Below are 21945 nucleotides of genomic sequence, written 5' to 3'. Positions count from 1 at the left end.
GCGAACGCTGGTGAGGCGGATGAGGTCTCTGCGGGGTTGTGCGGGCCTCGGTCCGCTGAGCGCCGCTGCTGCCGGCGCCTGCTGAGCGGGGCCGGTCACGCTGTTTCGGCGCTGAGGGTCTGCGCCACGGGCCGGCGGGCCGCCAGGCGTGCGGGCAGGGCGGTGAGTGCCGCCGTCGCCAGGAGAGTCGCGAGTGCGGCGCCGAGCATCCAGGACGAGGGGGGTTCCGTCGCATTCCTGGCGGCGAAGAGCGAGAGCAGGCCGATGCCCAGAGGGACGCCGATGATGGCGCCGGGCAGGCTGGGCAGTAGCTGGGCGGTGGACAGCCCCGCGGCGATCTGTCCGGGGGTGGCGCCGAGCGTACGTGCGATGGCCGTGTTCGCCCGGGCCTCCATGGCAGTGGTCCAGGTGAGCGTGATGGTGTTCACGACGGCGAGTGAGATCAGCAGGATGGTGACGGCGAGCATCAGCCGGCGGTCGTGCTCGCCGCGCAGGTTGGGCAGGGCGGAGGAGCCATCCAGGCCGTAGCCCCTCTCCGGCTGGGCGTAGAGGGTCAGCAGGGCGACGATCGCGATCACCGTGGTGGCGGTGGAGCACGCCTGCAGCACGGCGCGGCCCGGCCGGCGGGCGGTCAGCCGCAGCCCGAGCAGCAGCGGCGTGGGCAGCAGCGCGGACAGCGCGGTGAGCCAGGGTCGGTGACGGGGCTGGTGCGCGGTGGCGGTCAGCGCCGTGACGGTCGCCGTACGCATGGCCCGCAGCGTGGGACGCAGCGTGGACAGCACCGCCACCGCCACGGCGAGGACGGTCGCCGCGGCAACGGTGGCGCCGGTCAGCCCGACCGCGTCGCCGATCCGGCTGGCTGTGGGGCTGGCGATGGCGGGCACGGTCAGGCGGGCGATCACCAGCCCCAGCGCGTCGCCGACCAGCGCCAGCGCCAGGTACTCGGTGAGCAGGACGGTGGCGATCAGACCCGGGGTGGCGCCGACGGCCTTGAGCAGCCCGGCCCGGCGCGTCTGCTCGACGGCGCGTCCCGCGGCCAGCGCCGCCACTCCGGTGATGGCCAGGAAGCTGAGCAGCCAGCTACCGACGACCAGGATCGGCTGGGTGTCCCTGAGGATGACCATGTCCTGCTCGGCCGTGAACTGCCAGGTATGGAAGTTCACCCTGAGGGTGGAGACGCGGTGGGCGTCCAGGAAGGCCTGCGCCGTGGCGGGGTCACGCAGCTTGACGTCCAGGGCCAAGGCCACCGGGAGATCTTGGGACGACGCCAGGGCCCGGGCATCTGATCGGGTCATCCAGGCCAGGCCGCTGTAGTCGCCGGGACCACCGCCCGGCCCGATCTGCGCCGCCCAGGGGTAGATGGAGGTGGCCGCGGTCACGGCGATCCCGACGACGGGGTACGACCGGCCGGCGATGGTGACGCGGTCGCCGACGCCGACGCCCAGCGCTGTGGCGAAGCCGCGTTCGAGGACCGTGCCGCCGGAGCGTACCCACTGGCCCGAGGTCAGCAGCGGCCGGTTGACCGCGCCGGGCGTCTCGCCGAAACCTTGCACCACCACCGGGGACGAGGTGGAATCGCGCGTGGTGAGGTCGGCGTAGACGATGCGATAGGGGCCATGGTGGGCGATGACTTCGGGCTCGTTCGCCAGCGAGGCCAGGGCCGAGGTCACGGCGGGGCCCGTGTCGCCGGACAGTGCCACCACGTCCGGCCCGGCGGTGGCCGCGCGGGTCTGCTCGTACAGCGCGTCGCTCACGCCGCGCAGGGACAGGCCCAGTGCCATCGTGGCGGTGGCCACGGTCACCGCGAGCAGGAGCATCGCGGCCTGAACCTTGTGCCGGCGCACGTCGGCCAGCACCAGGCGCACGACGAGCACGATGGAGCCCATGACGTTCAGCCCTCCAGCCCGATCAGCCCGCCGAGCCCGCGCGTGTGGGAGCCGGCCAGCCGGGTGTCGTCGACGAACATCCCGTCGCGCATCGAGACCAGCCGATCCGCCGTGGCCGCCACCCGCTCGTCATGCGTGACGATCACGAAGGTCTGCCCCGCGGAACGCAGCTCCTCGAAAATCCTCAGCACATCGAAGGTCGCCGCGGTGTCGAGGTTGCCGGTCGGCTCGTCGGCCAGGACGACCAGCGGGTCGTTGACCAGCGCGCGAGCGAGGGCAACCCGCTGACGCTGCCCGCCCGACAGTTGCGACGGCAGATGCCGGGCGCGGTCGGCGAGCCCGACCCGTTCCAGCAGCAGGCTCGCGCGCCGCCTGGCCTCGCGCCGCGAGCGCCCGGCCAGCAGCGCGGGAAGCTCCACGTTCTCGGCCGCCGACAACTCCTCCACCAGATGGAAGGCCTGGAAGATGAACCCCACCGACCGGCGCCGCAGCCGCGCCAGAGCTCGCTCGCTCAGCGTGTCGATGCGCCGCCCGGCCACCCACACCTCCCCACCGGTAGGCCGCTCCAGGCCACCCAGCAGGTGCAGCAGAGTGGATTTCCCGCAGCCGCTGGGCCCCATCACCGCCAGCATCTGTCCCTGAGGCACCTCCAGGTCGACCTCGTCCACCGCGCGGACCCCACTCTGCCCCTGACCATGCGTCTTCACCAGGCCGCAGGCCCGGACCGCGGCACTTGACACGTTCATCCACCCTCAACTTCGTCATCGACCTTGGACCAGGCCCGCTCACAGGCCTCCAGCCAGCGCAGGTCCGCCTGCAACCGCAGTGCGACCCCTTCCAGCAGCAGGCCGGCGCCCGACCCCGCCGGCTCGGCCAGCGCCGCCTGCTGCGCCTCACGCAAGCGGCGCAGCAACTCACGGCGCTGCGCCGCCACCAGCTCCACCGGGTCGGCCAGCCGGGCCGCGGCGGCAGCGGCGAGCTTGAGATAGAACTCCGCCAGGTCCGGTTTCGGCCAGCCCACCTCGGCCAGCCAGGCCGCCACCCGTTCCTGCCCGGCCGGCGTCAGCGCATAGACCTTGCGCTCCGGCCGCTCGGGCAGGCCGTCGGCCCGCTCACAGACGACGAGCCCCGCTCGCTCCAACCGGGCCAGCGTCACATAGATCTGGCCACGGTTCATCGACTCGCCCAGCGGCCCAAGACTGTGCCGCAGCCGAGCGTGCAAGTGGTATCCGTGCGACGGCTCCTTGGCGAGCATCGCCAGCACTGCGTCCTGCATGTCACCCCCTAACGGTTGGCCAATAGATAGCGGTTACCCGTGCGAGGTGTCAAAACGCGACACCTGGCGATCTCCTGGACCGGCCCGCCATCAGCTGAGGGATGGAGGGAAAGGCCGAGGTAATGGGGCGGGCCGGTAACCTGTCCCGGCGAGGACGGTGAACCCGCGTGGAAGGCTCCATGGTTCTCATCAACGGTCCGTTGTCGGAGAAAGATCAATGACGGACGTGCGAGCCGTGAGCGATCTCCGATTGTTCTCTACGGCCTCGGACGTGTCCCCTACGCCCAAGGACTCGGCGTCCAGGTAGCGGTCAGGTCGTGGTGACGCCGCCGGCGGCTCGCGATCCAGTCGCGAAGAGCAGCCAGGGCCCATCCGGCTGATAGACCTTGTACGAGGCGACGGTCATGCAGCCCTTCAGCCCGGTCGGAGGGCACAGCACCCGTTCGGCGTGCACGCTCATGCTGGTCCAGTGGAAGGTGGCCATCGGCTGCTTGCCGACGAGTTGCGGGTCGCCGCAACCGTCCGGCCATGGGGGTCCAGGACCTGGATCGCCATGTCCTTGCCGCCCATCCCGGCGTCACTGGCGCTCGAACTCTCGGCGCACGCTCAGGCCGGCCACAGCGGTGAAACGCTGCTTACGGACGACGATGGTGCCCAGGTCGGTCCCTGGAAACTCGAACGCGCAATACGAAAAGCCCGCGGCAAGGTGCAGGACCTTCCCACGGGCTTCCGATTCCACGACTTGCGGTACTGCCTGGCGTCGCTCTTGATCGCTTCTGGAGCTGACGTCAAGGTCGTCCAGGCCCGCCTACGGCACGCGAGCGCCAAGACGCTCGACACCTATGGCCATTTGTGGCCGGATTTCCGACGAGTCGACACGGGCCGCCGTCGATGCGGTGCTCGCTGCTCGGACGGAACCGAGGCAGAACCAGACTGGCACCGCGCGATGAACATGCAGGTCACCGCGCGGTAGCCGATCACACGTCGTAGTAGAGCTCGAACTCGTGCGGGTGCGGGCGGAGCCGGATCGGGTCGATCTCGTTCTCGCGCTTGTAGGAGATCCAGGTCTCGATGAGGTCGGGCGTGAACACGCCGCCCTCGAGCAGGAACTCGTGGTCGGCCTCCAGCGCGGCGAGGACCTCGGGCAGCGACCCGGGGACCTGCGGGACCTGGCCGGCCTCCTCCGGGGGAAGCTCGTAGAGATCCTTGTCGACCGGCTGCGGCGGCTCGATCTTGTTGCGGATGCCGTCGAGGCCCGCCATGAGCTGCGCGGCGAACGCGAAGTACGGGTTGCAGGACGGGTCCGGCACGCGGAACTCGATGCGCTTGGCCTTCGGGTTCGACCCCGTGATCGGGATGCGGATGCAGGCGGAGCGGTTGCGCTGGGAGTAGACCAGGTTGACCGGGGCCTCGTAGCCGGGCACCAGGCGGTGGTAGGAGTTCACCGTCGGGTTGGTGAAGGCCAGCAGCGCCGGCGCGTGCTTGAGCAGGCCGCCGATGTAGTAGCGCGCGGTGTCGGACAGACCGGCGTAGCCCACCTCGTCGTAGAAGAGCGGCTCGCCGTCCTTCCAGAGCGACTGGTGGCAGTGCATGCCGGAGCCGTTGTCCCCGAAGATCGGCTTGGGCATGAAGGTGACCGTGTGGCCGTACTCCACCGCGGTGCTCTTGATGATGTACTTGTACAGCATCAGGTTGTCGGCGGTCTTGAGCAGCGTGCCGAACCTGAAGTCGATCTCGGCCTGGCCGGCGGTGCCCACCTCGTGGTGCTGCATCTCGGTCTCGATGCCGCAGTCGATCAGGCGGCGGACCATCTCCGAACGCAGGTCGGTGAAGTGGTCCATCGGCGGGACCGGGAAGTAGCCGCCCTTGTAGCGCGGCTTGTACCCGAGGTTGCCGCCCTCCTGGGCCTTGCCGGTGTTCCAGGCGCCCTCGATCGAGTCGATGTGGTAGAAGCTCTCGCTCGCACTGCTCGAGAAGCGCACATCGTCGAAGATGTAGAACTCGGCCTCCGGCCCGAAGTACACGGTGTCGGCGATGCCGGTGCCCTTGAGGTACTCCTCGGCCTTGCGGGCGACGTTGCGCGGGTCGCGGCTGTAGGCCTCGCCCGTCAGCGGGTCGTGCACGAAGAAATTGATGTTGAGGGTCTTGTGCTGGCGGAACGGGTCGACCACGGCCGTCGACGGGTCGGGCAGCAGCAGCATGTCCGACTCGTGAATGGCCTGGAACCCGCGGATCGACGAGCCATCGAACATGAGACCGTCGGTGAAGACGCTGGCACCGAAGTTCTCCACAGGGAAGGTGAAGTGGTGCGTCGTGCCCGGCAGGTCGGTAAACCTGACGTCGACGAACTGCACCCCCTCGTCCCTGATGAACTTCAGGACGTCGTCGGCGGAGCTGAACATCCAACCTCCCAGGGGCACGGGCTTGCAGACTTGAAGGTAGGCCTGTGCCGTTTCCACCCCATGTCTCGTTTGTTTCACGGATGTTAAGTGGAGGGGGGTGTACCGCTTCAAGCACCAGTGCGGCTTGTAGGTATCTTACCTGCATGAGCAAGGAACCACGATGGACCCAGACGTGGATCAGCGGGACCCGCGCCGCCGGCGTCGATCTTGGTTACCCCGGTGAGCGGCTGGGCCTTCCCAAGGAAGGCGGCGGGTCGGTCGCCGGGTTCGGGCGGCGCATCGGCGCGATCACGGTCGACTGGCTCATCTGCACTTGGGCGATCGGCAGGGGCCTGCTGCAGGCCGACCCGCGCAGCGCCGGCTGGGTGGGTCTCGGCGTCTTCGCCCTGGAGTACATCCTGCTCGTCGGCACCCTCGGCATGACCCTCGGCATGCGGCTCTTCGGCATCAGAGTCGCCGCGCTCGACGGCGGCCGCCCCGCGTTCGGTGCGGTCCTGCTGCGGACCCTGCTGCTCTGCCTCGCCGTGCCGGCCCTGATCTGGGACCGCGACCAGCGAGGCCTCCATGACCGCGCCGCCCGCACCGTCGTCGTCCGCGACTGACCCGGCTCATCGGCCCTTCACGCGGGAGAAGGCTCAGCGGCCTCTCACGCAGGAGAAGATGGCCGTGCCCGGGAGCAGGCGGCCGCGCAGCGGGCTCCAGCCGCCCCAGGTGCGGTCGTGCCCGTCGGGCCACTCGGGTTCGATCAGCGAGGTGAGCGTCAGCCCCGACGCGACGATGTCGCCCACCCAGTCGCCCAGCGTGCGGTGGTGCTCGACGTAGGTCGGCTCGCCCTCCTCGTCCTGCTCGACGTACGGCGAGCGGTCGAAGTAGGAGCGGTCGGCGGTCAGGCCGCGCGGGCCCGGGTCGTCGGGGAACGCCCAGCGGATCGGGTGGCTGACGGAGAACACGAACCGTCCCCCCGGCCGCAGCACCCGGCGGGTCTCGGCCAGCACGGCACGCGCGTCGGCGACGAACGGCAGCGCGCCGAACGCCGAGCAGGCGAGGTCGAACGACCCGGCGGCGAACGGGATGCGTCCGGCGTCCGCCTGGACCACCGGCAGCCGGACCCCCAGCTCCTCGTCGATGCGGCGGGAGTGCAGGAGCTGGCGGTGCGACAGATCGAACGCGGCCACGTCGGCTCCTCGGCCGGCGAGCCACCGGCCGCACTGCCCGGCCCCGCACCCGATCTCCAGCACCCGCTTGCCGCGCACCTCGCCCAGCAGGCGGGCGTCGGCCTCGTCGAGCCCCTCCGGGCACCAGACGAAGCCGTCGTCACGCAGGAAACCGCCGTGCTCGGCCTGGTAGTCGTCGGCCGCGGAATCCCACCAGTGGCGGTTGGCCCGGACGCTCGGGGCGTCGCCAACCGTGCGCCGCGCCACTCCGGAGGAGCCCGGCATCACCGCATCTTGCCGCGGGGCATGCGAGCGCCCTTCGGCATCGGCCCCTTCGGCACGGGAAGCGTCTGCGGCAGCGCCTTGAGGCGGTAGTTGATCTCCGAGACCGCTTCCTTCTTGATGTTGCGGGGCAGCTTCATCAGGTGGCGCTGGAGCTTCTTGATGGGCACCTGGCCCTCGCCGTCGCCGCACTGGATGTCGTACACCGGGACGTCGATGGCGACTCGCTGCACGCGCTTCTTCTCGGCCACGAGCATCCTCTGCACCCGTGCGCCGGGGCCTTCGGACACGAGGACGATGCCGGGGTAGCCGACGGCCCTGTGCACCACGTCCTGGTCACGGGTGACCGCGACGGCGGGGGTGACCTGCCAGTTGCCTCGCATGCTCTGGAGGATGGCCGCGGCGGCGCCCGGTTGCCCGTCGAGCATGGAGTACTGCGCTCTTTGGGCAAGTTGCCCGAAGACCACCATGCCCACCGTGATCGCGACCATGACCCCGAGGATGATCAGCTGCCACACCAGGCCCGTCACGAGCCCGAGGACGACGAATACGACCAGCGTGGCGAGTGCCGACGCGTAGACGATCGGCATCCCCTTGGGGTTGGCCTTCTTGATGATCTGAGCGATCATCCGGAGCTGCTTGATGCGCCCCGGGCGCTCTGGGTCTGCGGGCTTGTTCGCCATGGTTGAAGGATACAAATGCGGAGCTGAAGAAAGGAAAACGTGACCTGAAGACCGGTCAGACCGTGACCCTCAGCGTCGCGGCGAGTCGCCGGTCGGCCACGCTGCGTCCGATCTCGACCGTGTAGTCGCCGGGGACCGTGCGCCAGCACCCCTGATCCCAGACCTGGAACGCACGCTCGGGCAGGGAGATCGTGGTCAGCACGGTCGTGCCCGGCTCGGCGGTGACGACGTCGAAGCCGGCCAGCCACCGCGCGGGCCGCCCGCCCGCGGACCGGTCCGACGGCCCGTCCGTGCTCACCAAGGGCCCGTCCGTGACGTCCGACGGAACGTCCGTGCTCTCCGAGGGCCCGTCCGTGCCCTCCCGGGCCGCCGTTCCCCCGGAGGCCGGCGCGTCGCCCGGTACCAGCGGGGACAGGTAGACCTGCACGACCTCGCGCCCGGCCCGGTCGCCGGTGTTGGTCACCGCGACCGTCACCGTCGCCCCATCCGTTACCCCGCCCGCCGTCCGGGTCGCGGCGACGCTGTCGTAGGACCAGGTCGTGTAGCCCAGCCCGTGCCCGAACCAGAACGCCGGCACGCTACCCGCGTGCTCCCACGCGCGGTACCCGACCAGCACGCCCTCGTCGTAGCGGATCTTCCCCTCTACCGGCGTGACGTCCAGCACCGGCACGTCCTGCGCGCGCATCGGCCAGGTCGTCGGCAGCCGCCCGCCCGGCTCGGCGTCGCCGAACAGCACGTCGGCCAGGGCGTCCCCGGCCTCCTGCCCGGGGAACCAGGCGAGCAGGACGGCGGCGACCTGGTCCAGCCAGGGCATCTCGACCGGGGATCCGGCGTTGAGCACCACGATCGTGCGGGGGTTGGCGGCGGCGACCCTGGCGATCAGCTCGTCCTGCCGGCCGGGAAGGGCCAGGCTCGCGCGGTCGAAGCCCTCGCTCTCGGTCTCCTTCGTGGTGCCCGCGACCACGATCGCCACGTCCGCCCCCGCAGCGATGCCCGCCGCCTCGGCGAGGAGCGTCTCGTCGTCGGGGGAGGGGGCGGCGTGGCCGAGGGCGAAGGCGATGAACACCATGCCGGAAAGGGCCGAGGTCGCGTGGCGCACGGTGAGCTCGACGGGGGCGCCCGCCGCGAGCTCGACGACGATGCGGCGCTCGGGAGGGGCGAGGAAGGCCGCCGCCGGATCGCCCTCCGGTGGGACGATCACCTCGTCCAGCACGGTGTGCCCGTCCACGGACATGGTGAACGCGCCCGCTCCCGAGATGGAGAACTGGTGCGGGCCTTCGGCCTCGGGGGTGAAGGTCGTGCGGATCTCCACGGCGGCCACCCCCGCGAGGTCGACCCCCGAAGGCGGCTCGCCGAGCCAGCGGGCCTCGGCGGTGCGCAGCGGAAGGCCGGCCAGCACCACGCCCGCCTTGTCCAGGAACACCGCCCGGCTCGGCGTGGCGAGCGGTTCCAGGCGCACGCGCGGGTCGGTGCCGACGGCGTACCGCACGTCGAACTCGCCCCGGCGGCGCAGGCCGTCCAGCGGCGACACGACCTTGTCGGGGAAGACCTCGGCGCTGCCGCCGCCCATGGCGCGCACCTGCGCCGCCCCGGCGCCGATCAGCGCGACGCTGCGCAGGCCGCGGAGCGGCAGCAGGCCGCCCTCGTTGCGCAGCAGCGTGAACGAGCGGGCGGCCACCTCGCGGGCGAGGGCCGTGCCGTCGATCGGATCGGGCAGGGGGCGCGGCGCCGGCCCGCCGAGGGCGCCGGTCCGGCAGGCCAGCCGCAGCACCCGGCGAACCTTGTCGTCGACGACGTGCTCGGGCACCCGTCCCGACCGGACGGCCTCCACGAGCCGGTCGCCCCACGGGCCGTACGGGCCGGGCATCGCGACGTCCAGCCCGGCGAGCGCCGTCGCCTCGGTGGAGCGGGTGGCGGTCCAGTCGGAGACGACGAACCCGTCGAAGCCCCACTCGCCCTTGAGCACTCCGAGCAGGAGCTCGGCGTGCTCGGTCATGGTGGTGCCGTTGGTCGCGTTGTAGGCCGCCATGACGCCCCAGGCGCCGGCGCGCACCATCCGCTCGAACGGCGCGAGGTAGACCTCGCGCAGAGCCTTGTCGCAGACCACGACGTCGGCGGTGAGCCGCTCGGTCTCGAAGTCGTTGGCGACGAAGTGCTTGGGCGTGGCGGCCACCCCGCCGTCCTGGACCCCCTCGACGTACGCCGCGCCGATCTCCCCGGTGAGGAGGGGATCTTCGGAGAAGCACTCGAAGTGGCGGCCGGCGAGCGGGCTGCGCTGGATGTTGAGCGTCGGGGCGAGCAGGACGTGCACGCCCTTGCGGCGGGCCTCCTGGGCGAGCAGCCGCCCGGCCCGCCGGACCAGCCCGGTGTCCCAGGTGGCCGCCAGCGCGGTCGGGCTCGGCAGCGCGATCGACGGGTCGGCGGTCGACCACTGCTCGCCGCGCACCCCGATCGGCCCGTCGCTCATCACCAGGCGCCGCAGGCCGATCTCGGGCATCGCCGGGAGCGACCACATGTCGGCGCCGGCGAGCAGCCGGACCTTCGAGGGGAGGTCCAGCGCGCCGATGAGTTCCTCGATGTCCACGACACTCCCGGGAAGGGGGATCAGGCTGGTCTGGCCGGTCGGATCGCAGGGATGGGGGCGGACGCGGAGCCGGGACGCGCGGGGCGGCCCGGCCGCGGGATCAGGCGGTCTGGCGTGCCTCGACGGCCTGCCGGTAGAGGCGGCCGGCGCGGTAGGAGGACCGGACGAGCGGGCCGGACATGACACCCTTGAAACCGATCTGCTCGGCCTCGGCCTGCAGCTCGATGAACTCCTCCGGCTTGACCCAGCGGTCCACCGGGTGGTGGCGGGGGGTCGGGCGGAGGTACTGGGTGATGGTGAGCAGGTCGCAGCCGGCGTCGTGCAGGTCGCGCATCGCCTGGACGATCTCCTCGCGCTCCTCGCCCATGCCGAGGATGAGGTTGGACTTGGTGACGAGCCCCGCCTCGTGGGCCATCGTGATGACCTGCAGGGAGCGCTCGTAACGGAAGGCCGGGCGGATGCGCTTGAAGATGCGCGGCACGGTCTCGATGTTGTGCGCGAACACCTCCGGGCGGCTGCCGAAGACCTCTTCGAGCTGGTCGCGGTGGCCGTTGAAGTCGGGCACCAGCAGCTCGACGCCGCAACCGGGGATCATGGTGTGGATCTGGCGCGCGGTCTCGGCGTACAGCCAGGCGCCGCCGTCGGGCAGGTCGTCACGGGCGACGCCGGTGACGGTGGCGTAGCGCAGGCCCATCTGCACGACCGACTCGGCGACGCGCCGGGGCTCGTCCTTGTCGTACTCGGCGGGCTTGCCGGTGTCGATCTGGCAGAAGTCGCAGCGCCGAGTGCACTGGTCGCCGCCGATGAGGAAGGTGGCCTCGCGGTCCTCCCAGCACTCGGAGATGTTGGGGCAGCCGGCCTCCTGGCAGACCGTGTGCAGACCTTGGTCCTTCACTAGCGATTTGATCTCGTTGAACGTCGGCCCGTTCCTGAGCCGGGTCTTGATCCACGGGGGCTTGCGCTCAATGGGGGTCTGGCTGTTGCGCACCTCCAGGCGGAGGAGCTTTCGGCCTTCAGGAGCAACGGTCACGCGCTCAAGCTTACGTCTCCGCGCCAGGAGGACCGGACGCCAGGGACCGGATGGGAGGCCGGGGCCCGCACAGGACGGGCGGGCGGTCAGAACCGGCCCGAGAGCAGGTCTTCCTCCTGGACGTCGAGCCCCTCGGCGCCCAGGGCCTCGGCCAGCCGCTTCTCGGCGAAGGGGAGGACCTCGTCGACGGTGATGCGCCGCCCGGTCTCGGCCGACAGCGAGGTGACGCCGGCGCCGCTGATGCCGCACGGGATGATGCGGTTGAACCAGCTCGGGTCGTTGGCGCAGTTGAGCGCGTACCCGTGCATGGTGACGCCCTTGGCCACCCGGATGCCGATGGCGCCCAGCTGGCGGTCGGGCAGGCCGCTGGCGGCGTCGCCCGCGACCCAGACCCCGCTGCGACCCGCGACGCGGCCGGCGGCCACGCCGAAGTCGGTGCACACCTGGATCAGCGCCTCCTCCAGCAGGCGGACGTAGACGATGACGTCCAGCGCCTCGGTCAGCCGGACGATGGGATAGCCGACGAGCTGCCCGGGACCGTGCCAGGTGATCTTGCCGCCGCGGTCGACGTCGACGACGGGGGTGCCGTCGCTGGGCCGCTCCTCAGGCCGGGTGCGCTTGCCGGCGGTGTACACCGGGGCGTGCTCCAGCATGAGGCAGGTGTCGGGGATCAGGTCGGCGGCCCGGCGGGCGTGGATCTCCCGCTGGAGCTCCCACGCCTGCTCGTAGGGGACGTCGACTCCTAGGCGGACCAGCGCGAGCCTGCCAGCCCCGCCGCCCGTAGTGCTTTCTTGCCTGGTCTGGTCGGCGCGCTCAGTCACGGGGTCAGCCTAACGCGAGGTCACGTCGTCGGAGGTGCCAGCCTCGCACGACGTCGCGGGCGGATGCCGTGATCATGAGCGCAGGTCAGGTGGTCAGCAGGCGCGGCTCGATGCGGAACTCCTTCACCCCGCCGTCGCCGTCACGCTCGACCCGGTAGGCGTACCCCTTCGGGTCCACGGTGACGGCCTGGATGAACTCGCGGCCCACGTAGTGCAGGGCCACCCCCTCGTCTGCGGCGTAGCCGTCCGGCAGCTCGCCCGACGCGATCGACTCGTGGAGCAGGGTGCGGCGCTGGGGGTCGGAGTTGTAGTGGACGCCGCAGGAGTAGGGCAGGAGGCCGAGGCCCTCGGCCCACGGGCGCAGGACGGGCCCGAAGGAGTCGGTGTTGCCACCGACGTGCCAGCACAACGCCCCGGCGCTCTGCCCCGAGAGCACGACCCCCGACCGCCAGGCCTCCTCCATCGCCTCGTCGAGCCCGTGCAGCCGCCACAGGGCCGCGAGGTTGGCGACGCTGCCGCCGCTCACATAGATGACGTCCTGCTCCAGGATCCACTCCCTGGGGCTCTCGACGTTGGGCATCGGGAACAGGGGCAGGTGGCTGACCTCGACGTCCCAGGTGCGGAACGCGCCGTACATCTTCAGCAGCCAGTCGGCGTCGTCGCCGGTGGCGGTGGCCAGCAGCCCGAGCTTCGGCCGGTCCTGGCCGGTCAGGTCGAGCGCGTACCGGAGCAGACCGGAGGGCTCCAGGACTCCTTGACGCGGCGTCGGCCGGAACGAGCCGCCGCCGATGGCGAGAATGTGGGACTGGCCGAGCCTGCTCATGATGTCTCCTGCTGTGCCTTTGCGGAGGGGCGCGTGAGCCGCCCCCGAAAGGCCTCAGGGGCCGGGACGCGGCTTGCCCTCCCATTTCACCGGATCGGCACCCTAGAGTATGGCGGCCAGTGCCTCGTCGAGACGCGGATGCCTGAACCGGTATCCCATCTCCAGCAGGCGGCGGGGCAGCACGCGCTGGCCGATGAGCACGCCCTCGTCGGCCAGGTCGCCGAGCGCGGCCCGCAGCGCGAAGCCCGGCACCGCCAGCGGCGAGGTTGGGCGACGCAGAGCGCGGCCGAGGGCCTTGGTGAACTCGGCGTTGGTGACCGGCGTCGGCGCCGTGAGGTTCACCGGCCCCGACACCTCCGGCTCGCCGAGGATGTGCGCCACCGCGCCGAGCCAGTCGGGCATGGAGATCCACGAGATGTACTGCCGGCCGGACCCGAGAGGCGCGCCGAGGCCCAGCTTGAACACCGGCAGCATCTTGCCGAGGAATCCGCCGCGCGCGGTCAGCACGTGGCCGGTGCGCAGCCGCACGACCCGGACGCCGGCCTCCTCGGCGGGAAGGGTCTCGGCCTCCCAGGCGGCGACCAACTCGGCCAGCCACTGCCCGTGGGCCCGCGTGCCGCCGTCCGACTCTAGCCCCGTAGACGGGTCCCCCAGGGGCGCGGCCGGCTCCCAGGACTCCTCGACGGGATGCTCCCCGGTGTCGCCGTAGAGGCCGATCGCGGATCCCGACAGCCAGACGGCGGGCTTGCGCTCCAGGACGGCCATCGTGGTGGCCAGGGTGCGGGTGCCCTCGACGCGGCTGGCGAGCAGCTCGCGCCGGCGCTCGGGGGTCCAGCGCCGGTCGGCGATGCCGGCCCCGGCGAGGTGGACGACGGCCTCGGCCCCTTCGAGCACCGAGGGATCGAGAGCGCCTTCACGTGGGTCCCAGAAGGCCTCGTCCGGCGCGGCGGGGGAGCGGCGGACGAGCCTGACGACGGTCCTGCCCTCGTCGCGCAGGGAGCGGACGAGGGCCGAACCGATGAGCCCTGAAGAGCCGGTGACCACGACTGCCATGCGGTCACCCTACGTCGGCGCCGTCCCGACGTCCGGCAGCCCCGCGCCGCTTGTCCAGTGTTCCGCCCCGGCCGCACCCTGCGGCACCGCGCCTTGACGGGCGGCGGGGCCCTGGCGCCTCACAGGTGTGGCCAGGGCCCGGGTGTCGCAGGTCAGGCCGGGTCGAGTGTGGCTCAGCCCAGGCCGAGCTGGTTCTCGAAGCGGCCCTCCTCCAGGCGACGCTTGATCGTCGTCAGGAAGCGGGCGGCGTCGGCGCCGTCGACCAGGCGGTGGTCGTAGGTCAGCGCCAGGTACACCATGGAGCGGATCGCGATGACCTCGCCATCGGGCGTGTCGAGGACGACCGGGCGCTTGACGACCGCGCCGGTGCCGAGGATCGCGACCTGCGGCTGGTTGATGATCGGCGTGTCGAACAGCGCGCCGCGGCTGCCGGTGTTGGTCAGCGTGAACGTGCCGCCGGACAGCTCGTCCGGGCTCACCTTGTTGGTGCGGGTGCGCTCGGCCAGGTCGGCGATCTTGCGGGCGAGACCGGCGATGTTCAGGTCGCCTGCGTCCTTGATCACGGCGGAGGCCAGGCCGCGCTCGGCGTCGACGGCGAAGGCCAGGTGCTCGTGGTCGAAGTAGGTGACCTCGTTGGTCTCGCTGTTGATCACCGCGTTGAGCTTGGGGTGCTGCTTGAGCGCCTCGACCGTCGCCAGCGCGAAGAACGGCATGAAGCTGAGCTTCACGCCCTCGCGGCGCTGGAAGTCGGCCTTGGCCCGGTCGCGCAGGCCGGCGATCTTGGTGACGTCGACCTCGACGACCGAGGTGAGCTGCGCGGAGCTCTGCAGCGACTCCATGGTGCGCTTGGCGATGGTCTGCCGCATGCGCGACATCTTCTCGGTGCGGCCGCGCAGCGTGGTGTCGGCCTGCACCGGCTCGGGCGCCGGGGCGGCGGCCTGGGCCGGGGCGGCCTGGGCCGGGGCCTGCGCGGGGGCGGCCTGAGCGGCCTGAGCGGCCTGGGCCGCCTGCTCGCGCTGGGTGCGCGCGGCCTCCAGCACGTCCTGCTTGCGGATGCGGCCGCCGACGCCGGTGCCGCTGAGCGCGTCGAGGTCGACGCCGTGCTCGGCGGCGAGCTTGCGGACCAGCGGGGTGACGTAGGGGCTCTCACCGGTGGCGGTCGCGGCGGGCGCGATCGGCGACGGCGCCGCGGTGGCGGGCGGGGCCGGCGGGCGCGGCTGCTGCGGCGCGGGCTGCGGGGCCGGCGGCTGCGGGATGGAGGAGACCGGGGCGGGTGCCGGAGCAGGGGCCGGGGCGGGAGCCGGGGCCGGCTCGGGAGCCTTGACCTGCTCGGGCTGGGGCTCGGGCTCCGGCTCGGCCTGCGGCTCCGCCTGGGCCGGAGCGGCGGTGGCGCCCGCGGACCCGTTCTGGTCGATGACGGCGAGCTCGGCGCCCACCTCGACGGTCTCGTCCTCGGCCACCACGATCTTGGTGAGGACGCCCGCTGAGGGGGAGGGGATCTCGGTGTCGACCTTGTCGGTGGAGACCTCGAGCAACGGCTCGTCGGTCTCTACGCGGTCCCCCTCCTTCTTCAACCAGCGGGTGACGGTGCCCTCGGTCACGCTCTCGCCGAGCTGGGGCATGGTTACGGAAACCGGCATGGTGTCTTCTCTCGCGTTTCCTGTGAGGGCTTAGTTGTGTACGTGCAGGGGCTTGCCGGCCAGAGCGAGCATCGCCTCGCCGACAGCCTCGGACTGGGTGGGGTGGGCGTGGATGAGCTGGGCCACCTCGGAAGGCAGGGCCTCCCAGTTGTAGATCAGCTGACCTTCGGTGACGAGCTCGCCTATGCGCTTGCCCACCATGTGGACGCCGAGCACGGGTCCGTCCTTCTGAGAAATGATCTTGACGGCGCCCTGCGTGCCCAGGATCTGGCTCTTGGGGTTGCCGCCGAGGTCGTAGACCAGCTCGGTGATCTCGTAGCCGCGCTCCTTGGCGACGGCCGACGTGATGCCCACCGAGGCGACCTCGGGGTCGGAGTAGGTGATGCGCGGCACGCCGGCGTAGTCGATCGGGACCGGGGCGAGCCCCGCGATGTGCTCGGCGACCAGGATGCCCTCGGCGAAGCCGGCGTGCGCCAGCTGGAGGGTCGGGATCAGGTCGCCGACGGCGTACACCCCGGGCACGCTGGTCCGGCAGAACTCGTCGACCACGACGGTGCCGCGCTCGATCGCGACGCCGGTCTCCTCGAAGCCCATGCCGGAGGAGACCGCGCCACGGCCCACGGCGACGAGGAGCAGCTCGGCCTCGAAGGTCTTGCCGCCCTCCAGCGTCACGACGACGCCGGTGTCTGTGGTCTTGACGCTCTCGAAGCGGGTGCCCAGCTCGTACTTGATGCCCCGGCGGCGGAAGGCGCGCTCCAGGAGCTTGGAGCTGGACTCCTCCTCGAGCGGCAGCAGGTGGGGGAGGGCCTCGACGATCGTGACCTCGGCGCCGAAGGACTTCCAGACGGAGGCGAACTCGACGCCGATCACGCCGCCGCCGAGCACGATCACCGAGGACGGGACGCGGTCGAGCTTCAGCGCGTGGTCGCTGGTGATGACCCGCTCGCCGTCGATGTCCAGGCCGGGCAGCGACCTTGGGACCGATCCGGTCGCGAGCACGATGTTGTGGCCATCGACGGCCTGGTCGCCGACGATGACGCGGTTGGGTCCGGCCAGCCGGCCCTCGCCCTCGATGATCGTGACGCCCCTGCTCTTGAGGAGGCCCTGGACGCCCTTCCAGGCGCGGTTCACGATCTTGTCCTTGAAGGCGTGGACGCCGGGCATCTCGATGCCCTCGAAGCGGGCCTTGACGCCGACGCTCGTGGCCTCGCGGGTCTCGTCGGCGACCTCCGCGGCGTGCAGGAGCGCCTTGGTGGGGATGCATCCCCGGTGCAGGCACGTGCCGCCGATCTTGTCCTTCTCGATCAGCGCGACGGACTTGCCTAGCTCGGCCGCCCGCAGGGCACAGGCGTAGCCGCCGCTACCGCCGCCCAGGACAACGATGTCGAAGGGGCCGCTGCCATCAGCCACTGGAAAGCTCCTTGTCGGATCGGTGGGCCCTCACGGCCGGGTCATGCCCGCTCTCGGGGTGTGACCGGCCTGCCCAACAGCATCTTTTCACTTGTCTCGCGTGTATGTGACGCGCTTGGCCGCCGGTGCGGACCGGCGGGGGCCAGGCCGCTCGCGCCCTGCGCTCATCATGCCTCGCGGCCCGCCTCGTAGCGCTCGGCGAGCGCGACCAGGGTGCGGGTGGCCATGCCGGTGCCGCCCTTCGGGATGTACCCGTAGGGCGCCTCCTTGTTGTAAGCGGGCCCGGCGATGTCGAGGTGGGCCCAGCGAACGCCTTCGGGGACGAACTCGCGCAGGAAGATGCCGGCGGCGAGCATGCTGCCGGAGCGCTCGGGGTTGAGGTTGGCGATGTCGGCGATCGGCGAGTCCAGGCCCTTGCGGAGGTCCTCGGGCAGCGGCATGCCCCACGCGGCCTCGCCCTGCGCCACGGCCAGGTCGACGACCTCCTCGCGCAGCTCGTCGTCGGAGGCCATGACACCGCAGGTGCGCCATCCGAGGGCGACGATCTGCCCGCCGGTGAGCGTGGCCACGTCCACGATGATGTCGGGGTCGTCCTCGCCGGCGCGCGCGATGCCGTCGACGAGCACCAGGCGGCCCTCGGCGTCGGTGTCGAGCACCTCGACGGTCTTGCCGGCGTAGGTGGTGAGCACGTCGGAGGGGCGCTGCGCGGTGCCGCTCGGCATGTTCTCCGCCAGGCAGAGGTAGCCGATGGCGTTGACCTTCAGGCCGAGCCTGGCGATCGCGAGCAGCGCGCCGAACACCGCGCCGGCGCCGCCCATGTCGGACTTCATCCACGCCATGGACGCGGAAGGCTTGAGCGACAGGCCGCCGGAGTCGAAGGTGATGCCCTTGCCGACGAACGCCACGGTCGTCTGGGCGTCGGGGTGGGCGTAGCCGAGGCGCACGAGCCTCGGCGGGTTCACCGAGCCCTGGCCGACGCCGACGATGCCGCCGTAGCCGCCCTCCTTCAGGGCCGCCTCGTCGAGGATCTCGACCGACAGGCCGGCCTTGGTCGCCGTCTCCTCGGCGATCTCCGCGAAGCGGGCGGGAGGCAGGTCGGACGGCGGGGTGTTGACAAGGTCGCGTACGAGCGTGACCGACTCGGCCAGCGTCGTGGCGCGGGCCACGGAGCCGTCGGCGGCGGAGGCGTCGCTCAGCACGACGATCTCGCCCAGCGGCGCCTTCTGGTCGCCGGTCGTGCGGTATCTGCTGAAGTCGTAGGCGCCGAGCAGGGCGCCCAGGGCCACGGCCTCGGCCTGCTCGGGCGTGGCGGCGGGCAGCGCGAAGGCGGCCGTCGCCGTGCCGGCCAGGGAGCGCGCGGCGTTGCCCGCCGCCCGGCGCAGCACCTCCAGGTCGTACGCGCCGTCCTCGGCGGGCGCGTCTCCGAGCCCGACGGCGACGACCACGGACGCCGGAACCGCCCCGAAGGTCGGGATCTTGGTGATCTCACCGGCCTTGCCGGAGAACCCGAGGGCGCTCAGCGTGGGGGCGAGCCCGCCGGTGAGCGCGCCGTCGAGGGCTTGCGCGCCGGGCGCGGGGCGAGGGCCGTCGGGTGAGGTATTGATGCCGACTACGAGGGCATCGGTCTCGACCGATCCCGAGTCAGAGGCGTTGAGTCGCACTGTCGTCACGTAGGCCGATGCTAGCCGTGCTTGTCGCGTACGCATAAACGAGGGTTCGTCCTACGAATGGGTTACCTGACTGGATCGGGATGGTGCCAGTGGTGATAGCACCATCGTGCGAATTGGCGTGAATGGTGATAGCGTCAGTAGCACCATGTTGCTCACACTAGATCTGAACGATCCACGGCCGCTCCACGAGCAGGTGGCCGCGGCCGTCAGGCACGCCGTCGCCTCCGGCGTGGTCCTTCCCGGCCAGCGGCTGCCCTCGGCCCGTGAGCTCGCCGCCGCCCTCGGCGTCAACCCCAACACGGTCCTGCGCGCCCTGCGGGAACTGCGCGACGAAGGCGTCCTCGAGTTCCGCCGGGGGCGGGGCGTCTCGGTGCTCCGCCCTCCCGACGGGCGCGAGGTCCTCCTGCGCATGTCGCGGGAGCTGCTCGATGAGGCGGAGCGGTACGGATACCGCCCCGCCGACGTGATAGAGGTCATAAAGGAGTTGGAGTCGTCATGAGTCACCGGTCGCGTTTCCTTCTGGCGGCCGGCGCGTGGGTCGCGGCGGTCACCGGTGCCCTGGTCGCCGTTCCCCTCGCGCTGCGCGACCGGCTGCCCGAGCCGCTCGCCTCGCACTGGGGCCCTTCGGGGCTTCCCGACGACGCGATGTCCTTCTGGCCGTCCCTCGCGGTCAACCTGCTCGTGTGGGCGCTGTTCGCGGGCTTCGCCGTGTACGTGACCCTGCGCCGGGACGCCGCCCGGTACAGGGCGCGCAGGAGGGGCGTCGGCGCCATGCTGGGCGGCGGGGCCGCGTTCGTGCTCGGCCTGCAGTGGACGACGCTCGCCGCCAACCTCGACCGCGCCGGCTGGCAGGCCGCCGGCGAACTCGGCGGGAAGGTCTTCATCGTCCTCACCGGTGCCGTCCTCGCGGGGCTGCTCGGCTGGCTGGTCGCCTCCGTGGGGCCCGGCGACCCCCCGGTGGCGGAGGCGATGGGCGGTGCCCGGCTGCGGCTGCGACCGGGCCAGCGGGCGGTATGGATCTCCTCGGCGTCGAACACCTGGGCCGCCGGCCTCGGCGTCGCCGGCGTGGCGGGCGCGCTGATCCTCGCCGTCTGGAGCCTCACCGTCGAGACCGGCGGCATCAGGGGCACGGCCGTCTCGTTCGCGGTCGTCGGCGTGGCCGGGCTCGCCGTGTCGAAGGTCGGCGTGCGAGTGAGCGACCAAGGTCTCGTCATCTCCTTCGGCCCGCTGCGCCGGCCGAGCCGGAAGATCCCGCTGAGCAGGATCACTAGCGCGAGGGCCGAGGACCGCCGCCCGATCGACGTCGGCGGCTGGGGGATCCGGGGGCTACCCGGAATGTCCACGATCATGGTCCGCGGCGGCGAGTGCCTCGTCGTGCGCTACCCCTCCGGCGGCGAACTCGCCGTCACCGTGGACGACGCCACCCGTGGCGCCGCCCTCCTGAACGCCCTCATCTCCGAACACCACCCCACCTCCCCCTGACAGCCCCATCTCCCCCTGACAACCCCGACTCGCTGACCGGCCCGCTCTTCAGCACGAATGAGGTGTCTCGTGTTCCGTCGTCCCGGTGATCTCGCCGTGTTCCTGCTCGTCGCCTTCGGGCTTTCCTGGCTGTTCGCGGTTCCGCTGTGGGTCTCGGGTGGCTCCGGCCTGGTCACGGTGACCGGTCTGGCCATCATGTTCACGCCCGCGATCGCGGTGCTGGCCGTGTGGCGGCCGCACCACCGGGAGGTGCCCTTCCGGGCATGGGCCGGGCGGACCGGCCTCACCTTCGGCGGGCGCGCGGGGCGGGTGTGGAAGTACATCGCCGTCGCCTGGGCCGGAACCGTGCTGCTCACCGTCCTCGCCACCGCGATCAGCGCGGCCACCGGACTGCTCAGCGTGGACCTGTCCGGCCTCAGCCTGTTCCGTGCGCAGCTCGCGTCGGCGAGTCAGGGCAGCCCGCTTCCCATCGACCCGCACACGCTCGTCGTCATCCAGGTCGTCCAGGGGCTCATCATGGGGCCGGTGATCAACGCGATCCCCGCGCTCGGCGAGGAGTACGGCTGGCGCGGATGGCTGCTGCCGAGGCTCATGCCCCTCGGCACCGCCAAGGCGCTGGTGGCGTCCGGCGTGATCTGGGGGCTCTGGCACGCGCCGCTGACCCTGCGCGGCTACAACTATCCCCAGCTCGGGGCCTGGGCGGCCGTCATGTTCGTCGGGTTCTGCGTGCTGGCCGGCATCCTCCTTGGATGGCTCCGCCTCGCCTCGGACAGCGTGTGGCCCGCCGTCGCCGGGCACGGCGCACTGAACGCGCTGGGCGGCCTGCCGATCCTGCTGGGAGACGCGGCACATCCGCCGAACCTCGCCGTGGCCGGCATCACCGGCCTGGTCGGCTGGGCCCTGCTCGCCGTCGTCGCCGCCGTCATCCTCAAGAAGAGGCGGCCGGCCGCGCGGCCGGCGCCCGTCCAGGCCTGAGGTCAGTGCGCCGCCGCGCACACGATCAGGGTGGTCGCGGCGGCGATCTCGACGAGGGCGCCGAGCACGTCGCCGGTGATCCCTCCGAGCCGCCGCGCGGCGTGCAGGCGCATCGCCCAGGCCGCGCCGAGTCCGGCCGCGAGCGCCAGAGGGTAGATGACCGGCCCGCCCGACAGCAGGCCGAGGACGAGGGCCCCGGCGGCGACCAGCGCGGTCGCGATGATCGCCGTGCTCTGCCGTACCGTCCCGGCCACCATGGCGCCGAGCCCCCCGGGCCGCGCCGAGGGCACGCCCGCGACGCACGCCCAGGTCACCGCGAGCCTTCCCGTGGCGCACGCGAGGACCAGCGCCGCCGGACCGGCCTCGGAGGCCGCCGTGGCCTGCACCAGCAGCGTGAAGACGAGCGTCACCACGCCGAACGGACCGATGTCCGAGCGCTTCATGATGTCCAGCGCCTGCTCGGCCGGCTTGCCGCTGCCGAGGCCGTCGGCCAGGTCGGCGAGGCCGTCCAGGTGCAGGCCTCGGGTCAGTACGGCGAGTGAGCCGAGGCCGAGCGCGGCGGCGAGCAGCGGGGAGACCAGGTAGCCGGCGACGGTGGCCACGGCGGCGGCCACCAGGCCGAGGACCAGGCCGACCAGCGGAGCGAAGGCCATGGCCCAGCCGGCGGTGACGCGGTCGGTGCGCGGCAGCCCGGCGGGCAGGATCGTGAACGTGCCGACGGCCAGGCGCAGGCCTGCGGCGATCGGCTCCTCGGGGGCGGCGGGTGCGGGCATG

Annotated in this window: 21 protein-coding genes; 5 read left to right on the top strand and 16 right to left on the bottom strand. The window is 71.8% G+C overall.

Features of this window, described 5'->3' with window-relative positions:
- Positions 1–95: 95 nt before the first annotated feature.
- The 4 genes from MYF83_RS07560 to MYF83_RS07545 all read right to left on the bottom strand — a co-directional run bounded on the left by MYF83_RS07560 (position 96) and on the right by MYF83_RS07545 (position 3646).
- Positions 96–1886 (bottom strand): ABC transporter permease, encoded by a 1791-nt coding sequence (locus tag MYF83_RS07560; RefSeq protein WP_248959469.1) that lies wholly within the window; start codon positions 1884–1886, stop codon positions 96–98.
- A 5-nt stretch (positions 1887–1891) separates the two neighbouring features.
- Positions 1892–2632: an ABC transporter ATP-binding protein gene (locus tag MYF83_RS07555; RefSeq protein WP_248959468.1), complete on the bottom strand. Its 741-nt coding sequence runs from the start codon at positions 2630–2632 to the stop codon at positions 1892–1894.
- A complete protein-coding gene (locus MYF83_RS07550; RefSeq protein WP_248959467.1) occupies positions 2629–3162 on the bottom strand; it encodes a PadR family transcriptional regulator in 534 nt (177 codons plus the stop codon). The genes MYF83_RS07555 and MYF83_RS07550 overlap by 4 nt, the downstream gene beginning before the upstream one ends.
- Before the next feature lie 310 nt (positions 3163–3472).
- Positions 3473–3646 carry a hypothetical protein gene (locus tag MYF83_RS07545; protein ID WP_248959466.1) on the bottom strand — a complete coding sequence of 58 codons (174 nt, stop codon included), beginning with the start codon at positions 3644–3646 and terminating at the stop codon, positions 3473–3475.
- A 69-nt stretch (positions 3647–3715) separates the two neighbouring features.
- Between MYF83_RS07545 and MYF83_RS07540 the strand changes: the two genes are divergently transcribed.
- Complete coding sequence (locus tag MYF83_RS07540) at positions 3716–4135, top strand: tyrosine-type recombinase/integrase (RefSeq protein WP_248959465.1); 420 nt, start codon at positions 3716–3718, stop codon at positions 4133–4135.
- 4 nt (positions 4136–4139) lie between these two features.
- Here the strand turns inward: MYF83_RS07540 and glnA are convergent, their stop codons facing one another.
- Positions 4140–5564 carry a type I glutamate--ammonia ligase gene (glnA, locus tag MYF83_RS07535; RefSeq protein WP_248959464.1) on the bottom strand — a complete coding sequence of 475 codons (1425 nt, stop codon included), beginning with the start codon at positions 5562–5564 and terminating at the stop codon, positions 4140–4142.
- Positions 5565–5707: 143 nt separating this feature from the next.
- On the opposite strand from glnA, the gene MYF83_RS07530 reads away from it, so the two are divergent.
- The gene (locus tag MYF83_RS07530) at positions 5708–6166 is read left to right on the top strand and encodes an RDD family protein (RefSeq protein ID WP_248959463.1); all 459 of its coding nucleotides are present in this window, start codon (positions 5708–5710) and stop codon (positions 6164–6166) included.
- Between the two features lie 33 nt (positions 6167–6199).
- On the opposite strand, the gene MYF83_RS07525 is transcribed toward MYF83_RS07530, so the two are convergent.
- From MYF83_RS07525 to MYF83_RS07480, 10 genes are all read right to left on the bottom strand, one after another.
- Complete coding sequence (locus MYF83_RS07525; RefSeq protein ID WP_248959462.1) at positions 6200–7003, bottom strand: class I SAM-dependent methyltransferase; 804 nt, start codon at positions 7001–7003, stop codon at positions 6200–6202.
- A complete protein-coding gene (locus tag MYF83_RS07520) occupies positions 7003–7683 on the bottom strand; it encodes a DUF4191 domain-containing protein (RefSeq protein WP_279339246.1) in 681 nt (226 codons plus the stop codon). Before MYF83_RS07520 ends, MYF83_RS07525 begins: the two co-directional genes overlap by 1 nt.
- 55 nt (positions 7684–7738) lie before the next feature.
- Complete coding sequence (locus tag MYF83_RS07515; RefSeq protein WP_248959460.1) at positions 7739–10267, bottom strand: beta-glucosidase; 2529 nt, start codon at positions 10265–10267, stop codon at positions 7739–7741.
- 100 nt (positions 10268–10367) lie between these two features.
- Positions 10368–11297 (bottom strand): lipoyl synthase, encoded by a 930-nt coding sequence (lipA, locus tag MYF83_RS07510; RefSeq protein WP_248959459.1) that lies wholly within the window; start codon positions 11295–11297, stop codon positions 10368–10370.
- Positions 11298–11383: 86 nt separating this feature from the next.
- Positions 11384–12052, bottom strand: coding sequence for a lipoyl(octanoyl) transferase LipB (gene lipB / locus MYF83_RS07505; RefSeq protein WP_248959620.1), 669 nt, complete (start codon positions 12050–12052; stop codon positions 11384–11386).
- A gap of 151 nt (positions 12053–12203) precedes the next feature.
- Positions 12204–12941, bottom strand: a complete 738-nt coding sequence (locus MYF83_RS07500) for a Type 1 glutamine amidotransferase-like domain-containing protein (RefSeq protein WP_248959458.1) — start codon at positions 12939–12941, stop codon at positions 12204–12206.
- A gap of 102 nt (positions 12942–13043) precedes the next feature.
- The gene (locus MYF83_RS07495; RefSeq protein WP_248959457.1) at positions 13044–13994 is read right to left on the bottom strand and encodes an epimerase; all 951 of its coding nucleotides are present in this window, start codon (positions 13992–13994) and stop codon (positions 13044–13046) included.
- Between the two features lie 173 nt (positions 13995–14167).
- The gene (sucB, locus tag MYF83_RS07490) at positions 14168–15634 is read right to left on the bottom strand and encodes a 2-oxoglutarate dehydrogenase, E2 component, dihydrolipoamide succinyltransferase (RefSeq protein WP_248959456.1); all 1467 of its coding nucleotides are present in this window, start codon (positions 15632–15634) and stop codon (positions 14168–14170) included.
- A 30-nt stretch (positions 15635–15664) separates the two neighbouring features.
- On the bottom strand, positions 15665–17044 hold the full coding sequence (lpdA, locus tag MYF83_RS07485) for a dihydrolipoyl dehydrogenase (protein ID WP_248959455.1): 1380 nt from the start codon (positions 17042–17044) through the stop codon (positions 15665–15667).
- A 167-nt stretch (positions 17045–17211) separates the two neighbouring features.
- Positions 17212–18750 carry a leucyl aminopeptidase gene (locus tag MYF83_RS07480; protein ID WP_279339245.1) on the bottom strand — a complete coding sequence of 513 codons (1539 nt, stop codon included), beginning with the start codon at positions 18748–18750 and terminating at the stop codon, positions 17212–17214.
- A 109-nt stretch (positions 18751–18859) separates the two neighbouring features.
- Here MYF83_RS07480 and MYF83_RS07475 point away from each other — a divergent pair, with 109 nt between their 5' ends.
- The 3 genes from MYF83_RS07475 to MYF83_RS07465 all read left to right on the top strand — a co-directional run bounded on the left by MYF83_RS07475 (position 18860) and on the right by MYF83_RS07465 (position 21171).
- The gene (locus tag MYF83_RS07475) at positions 18860–19213 is read left to right on the top strand and encodes a GntR family transcriptional regulator (protein WP_248959453.1); all 354 of its coding nucleotides are present in this window, start codon (positions 18860–18862) and stop codon (positions 19211–19213) included.
- Positions 19210–20196 carry an SdpI family protein gene (locus MYF83_RS07470; RefSeq protein ID WP_248959452.1) on the top strand — a complete coding sequence of 329 codons (987 nt, stop codon included), beginning with the start codon at positions 19210–19212 and terminating at the stop codon, positions 20194–20196. The genes MYF83_RS07475 and MYF83_RS07470 overlap by 4 nt, the downstream gene beginning before the upstream one ends.
- Before the next feature lie 69 nt (positions 20197–20265).
- Complete coding sequence (locus MYF83_RS07465; protein WP_248959451.1) at positions 20266–21171, top strand: CPBP family intramembrane glutamic endopeptidase; 906 nt, start codon at positions 20266–20268, stop codon at positions 21169–21171.
- A 2-nt stretch (positions 21172–21173) separates the two neighbouring features.
- Here MYF83_RS07465 and MYF83_RS07460 read toward each other — a convergent pair whose 3' ends face one another.
- Entirely contained in the window at positions 21174–21944 is a 771-nt protein-coding gene (locus tag MYF83_RS07460; RefSeq protein ID WP_248959450.1) for an adenosylcobinamide-GDP ribazoletransferase, read from the bottom strand.
- Position 21945: the final 1 nt, after the last annotated feature.

This window comes from Sphaerisporangium perillae (genome assembly GCF_023276435.1).
In the GTDB taxonomy this organism is placed as follows: domain Bacteria; phylum Actinomycetota; class Actinomycetes; order Streptosporangiales; family Streptosporangiaceae; genus Sphaerisporangium; species Sphaerisporangium perillae.
Note: the sequence above shows the minus strand (reverse complement) of the source record. Positions and strands in the feature narration are given on the sequence as shown.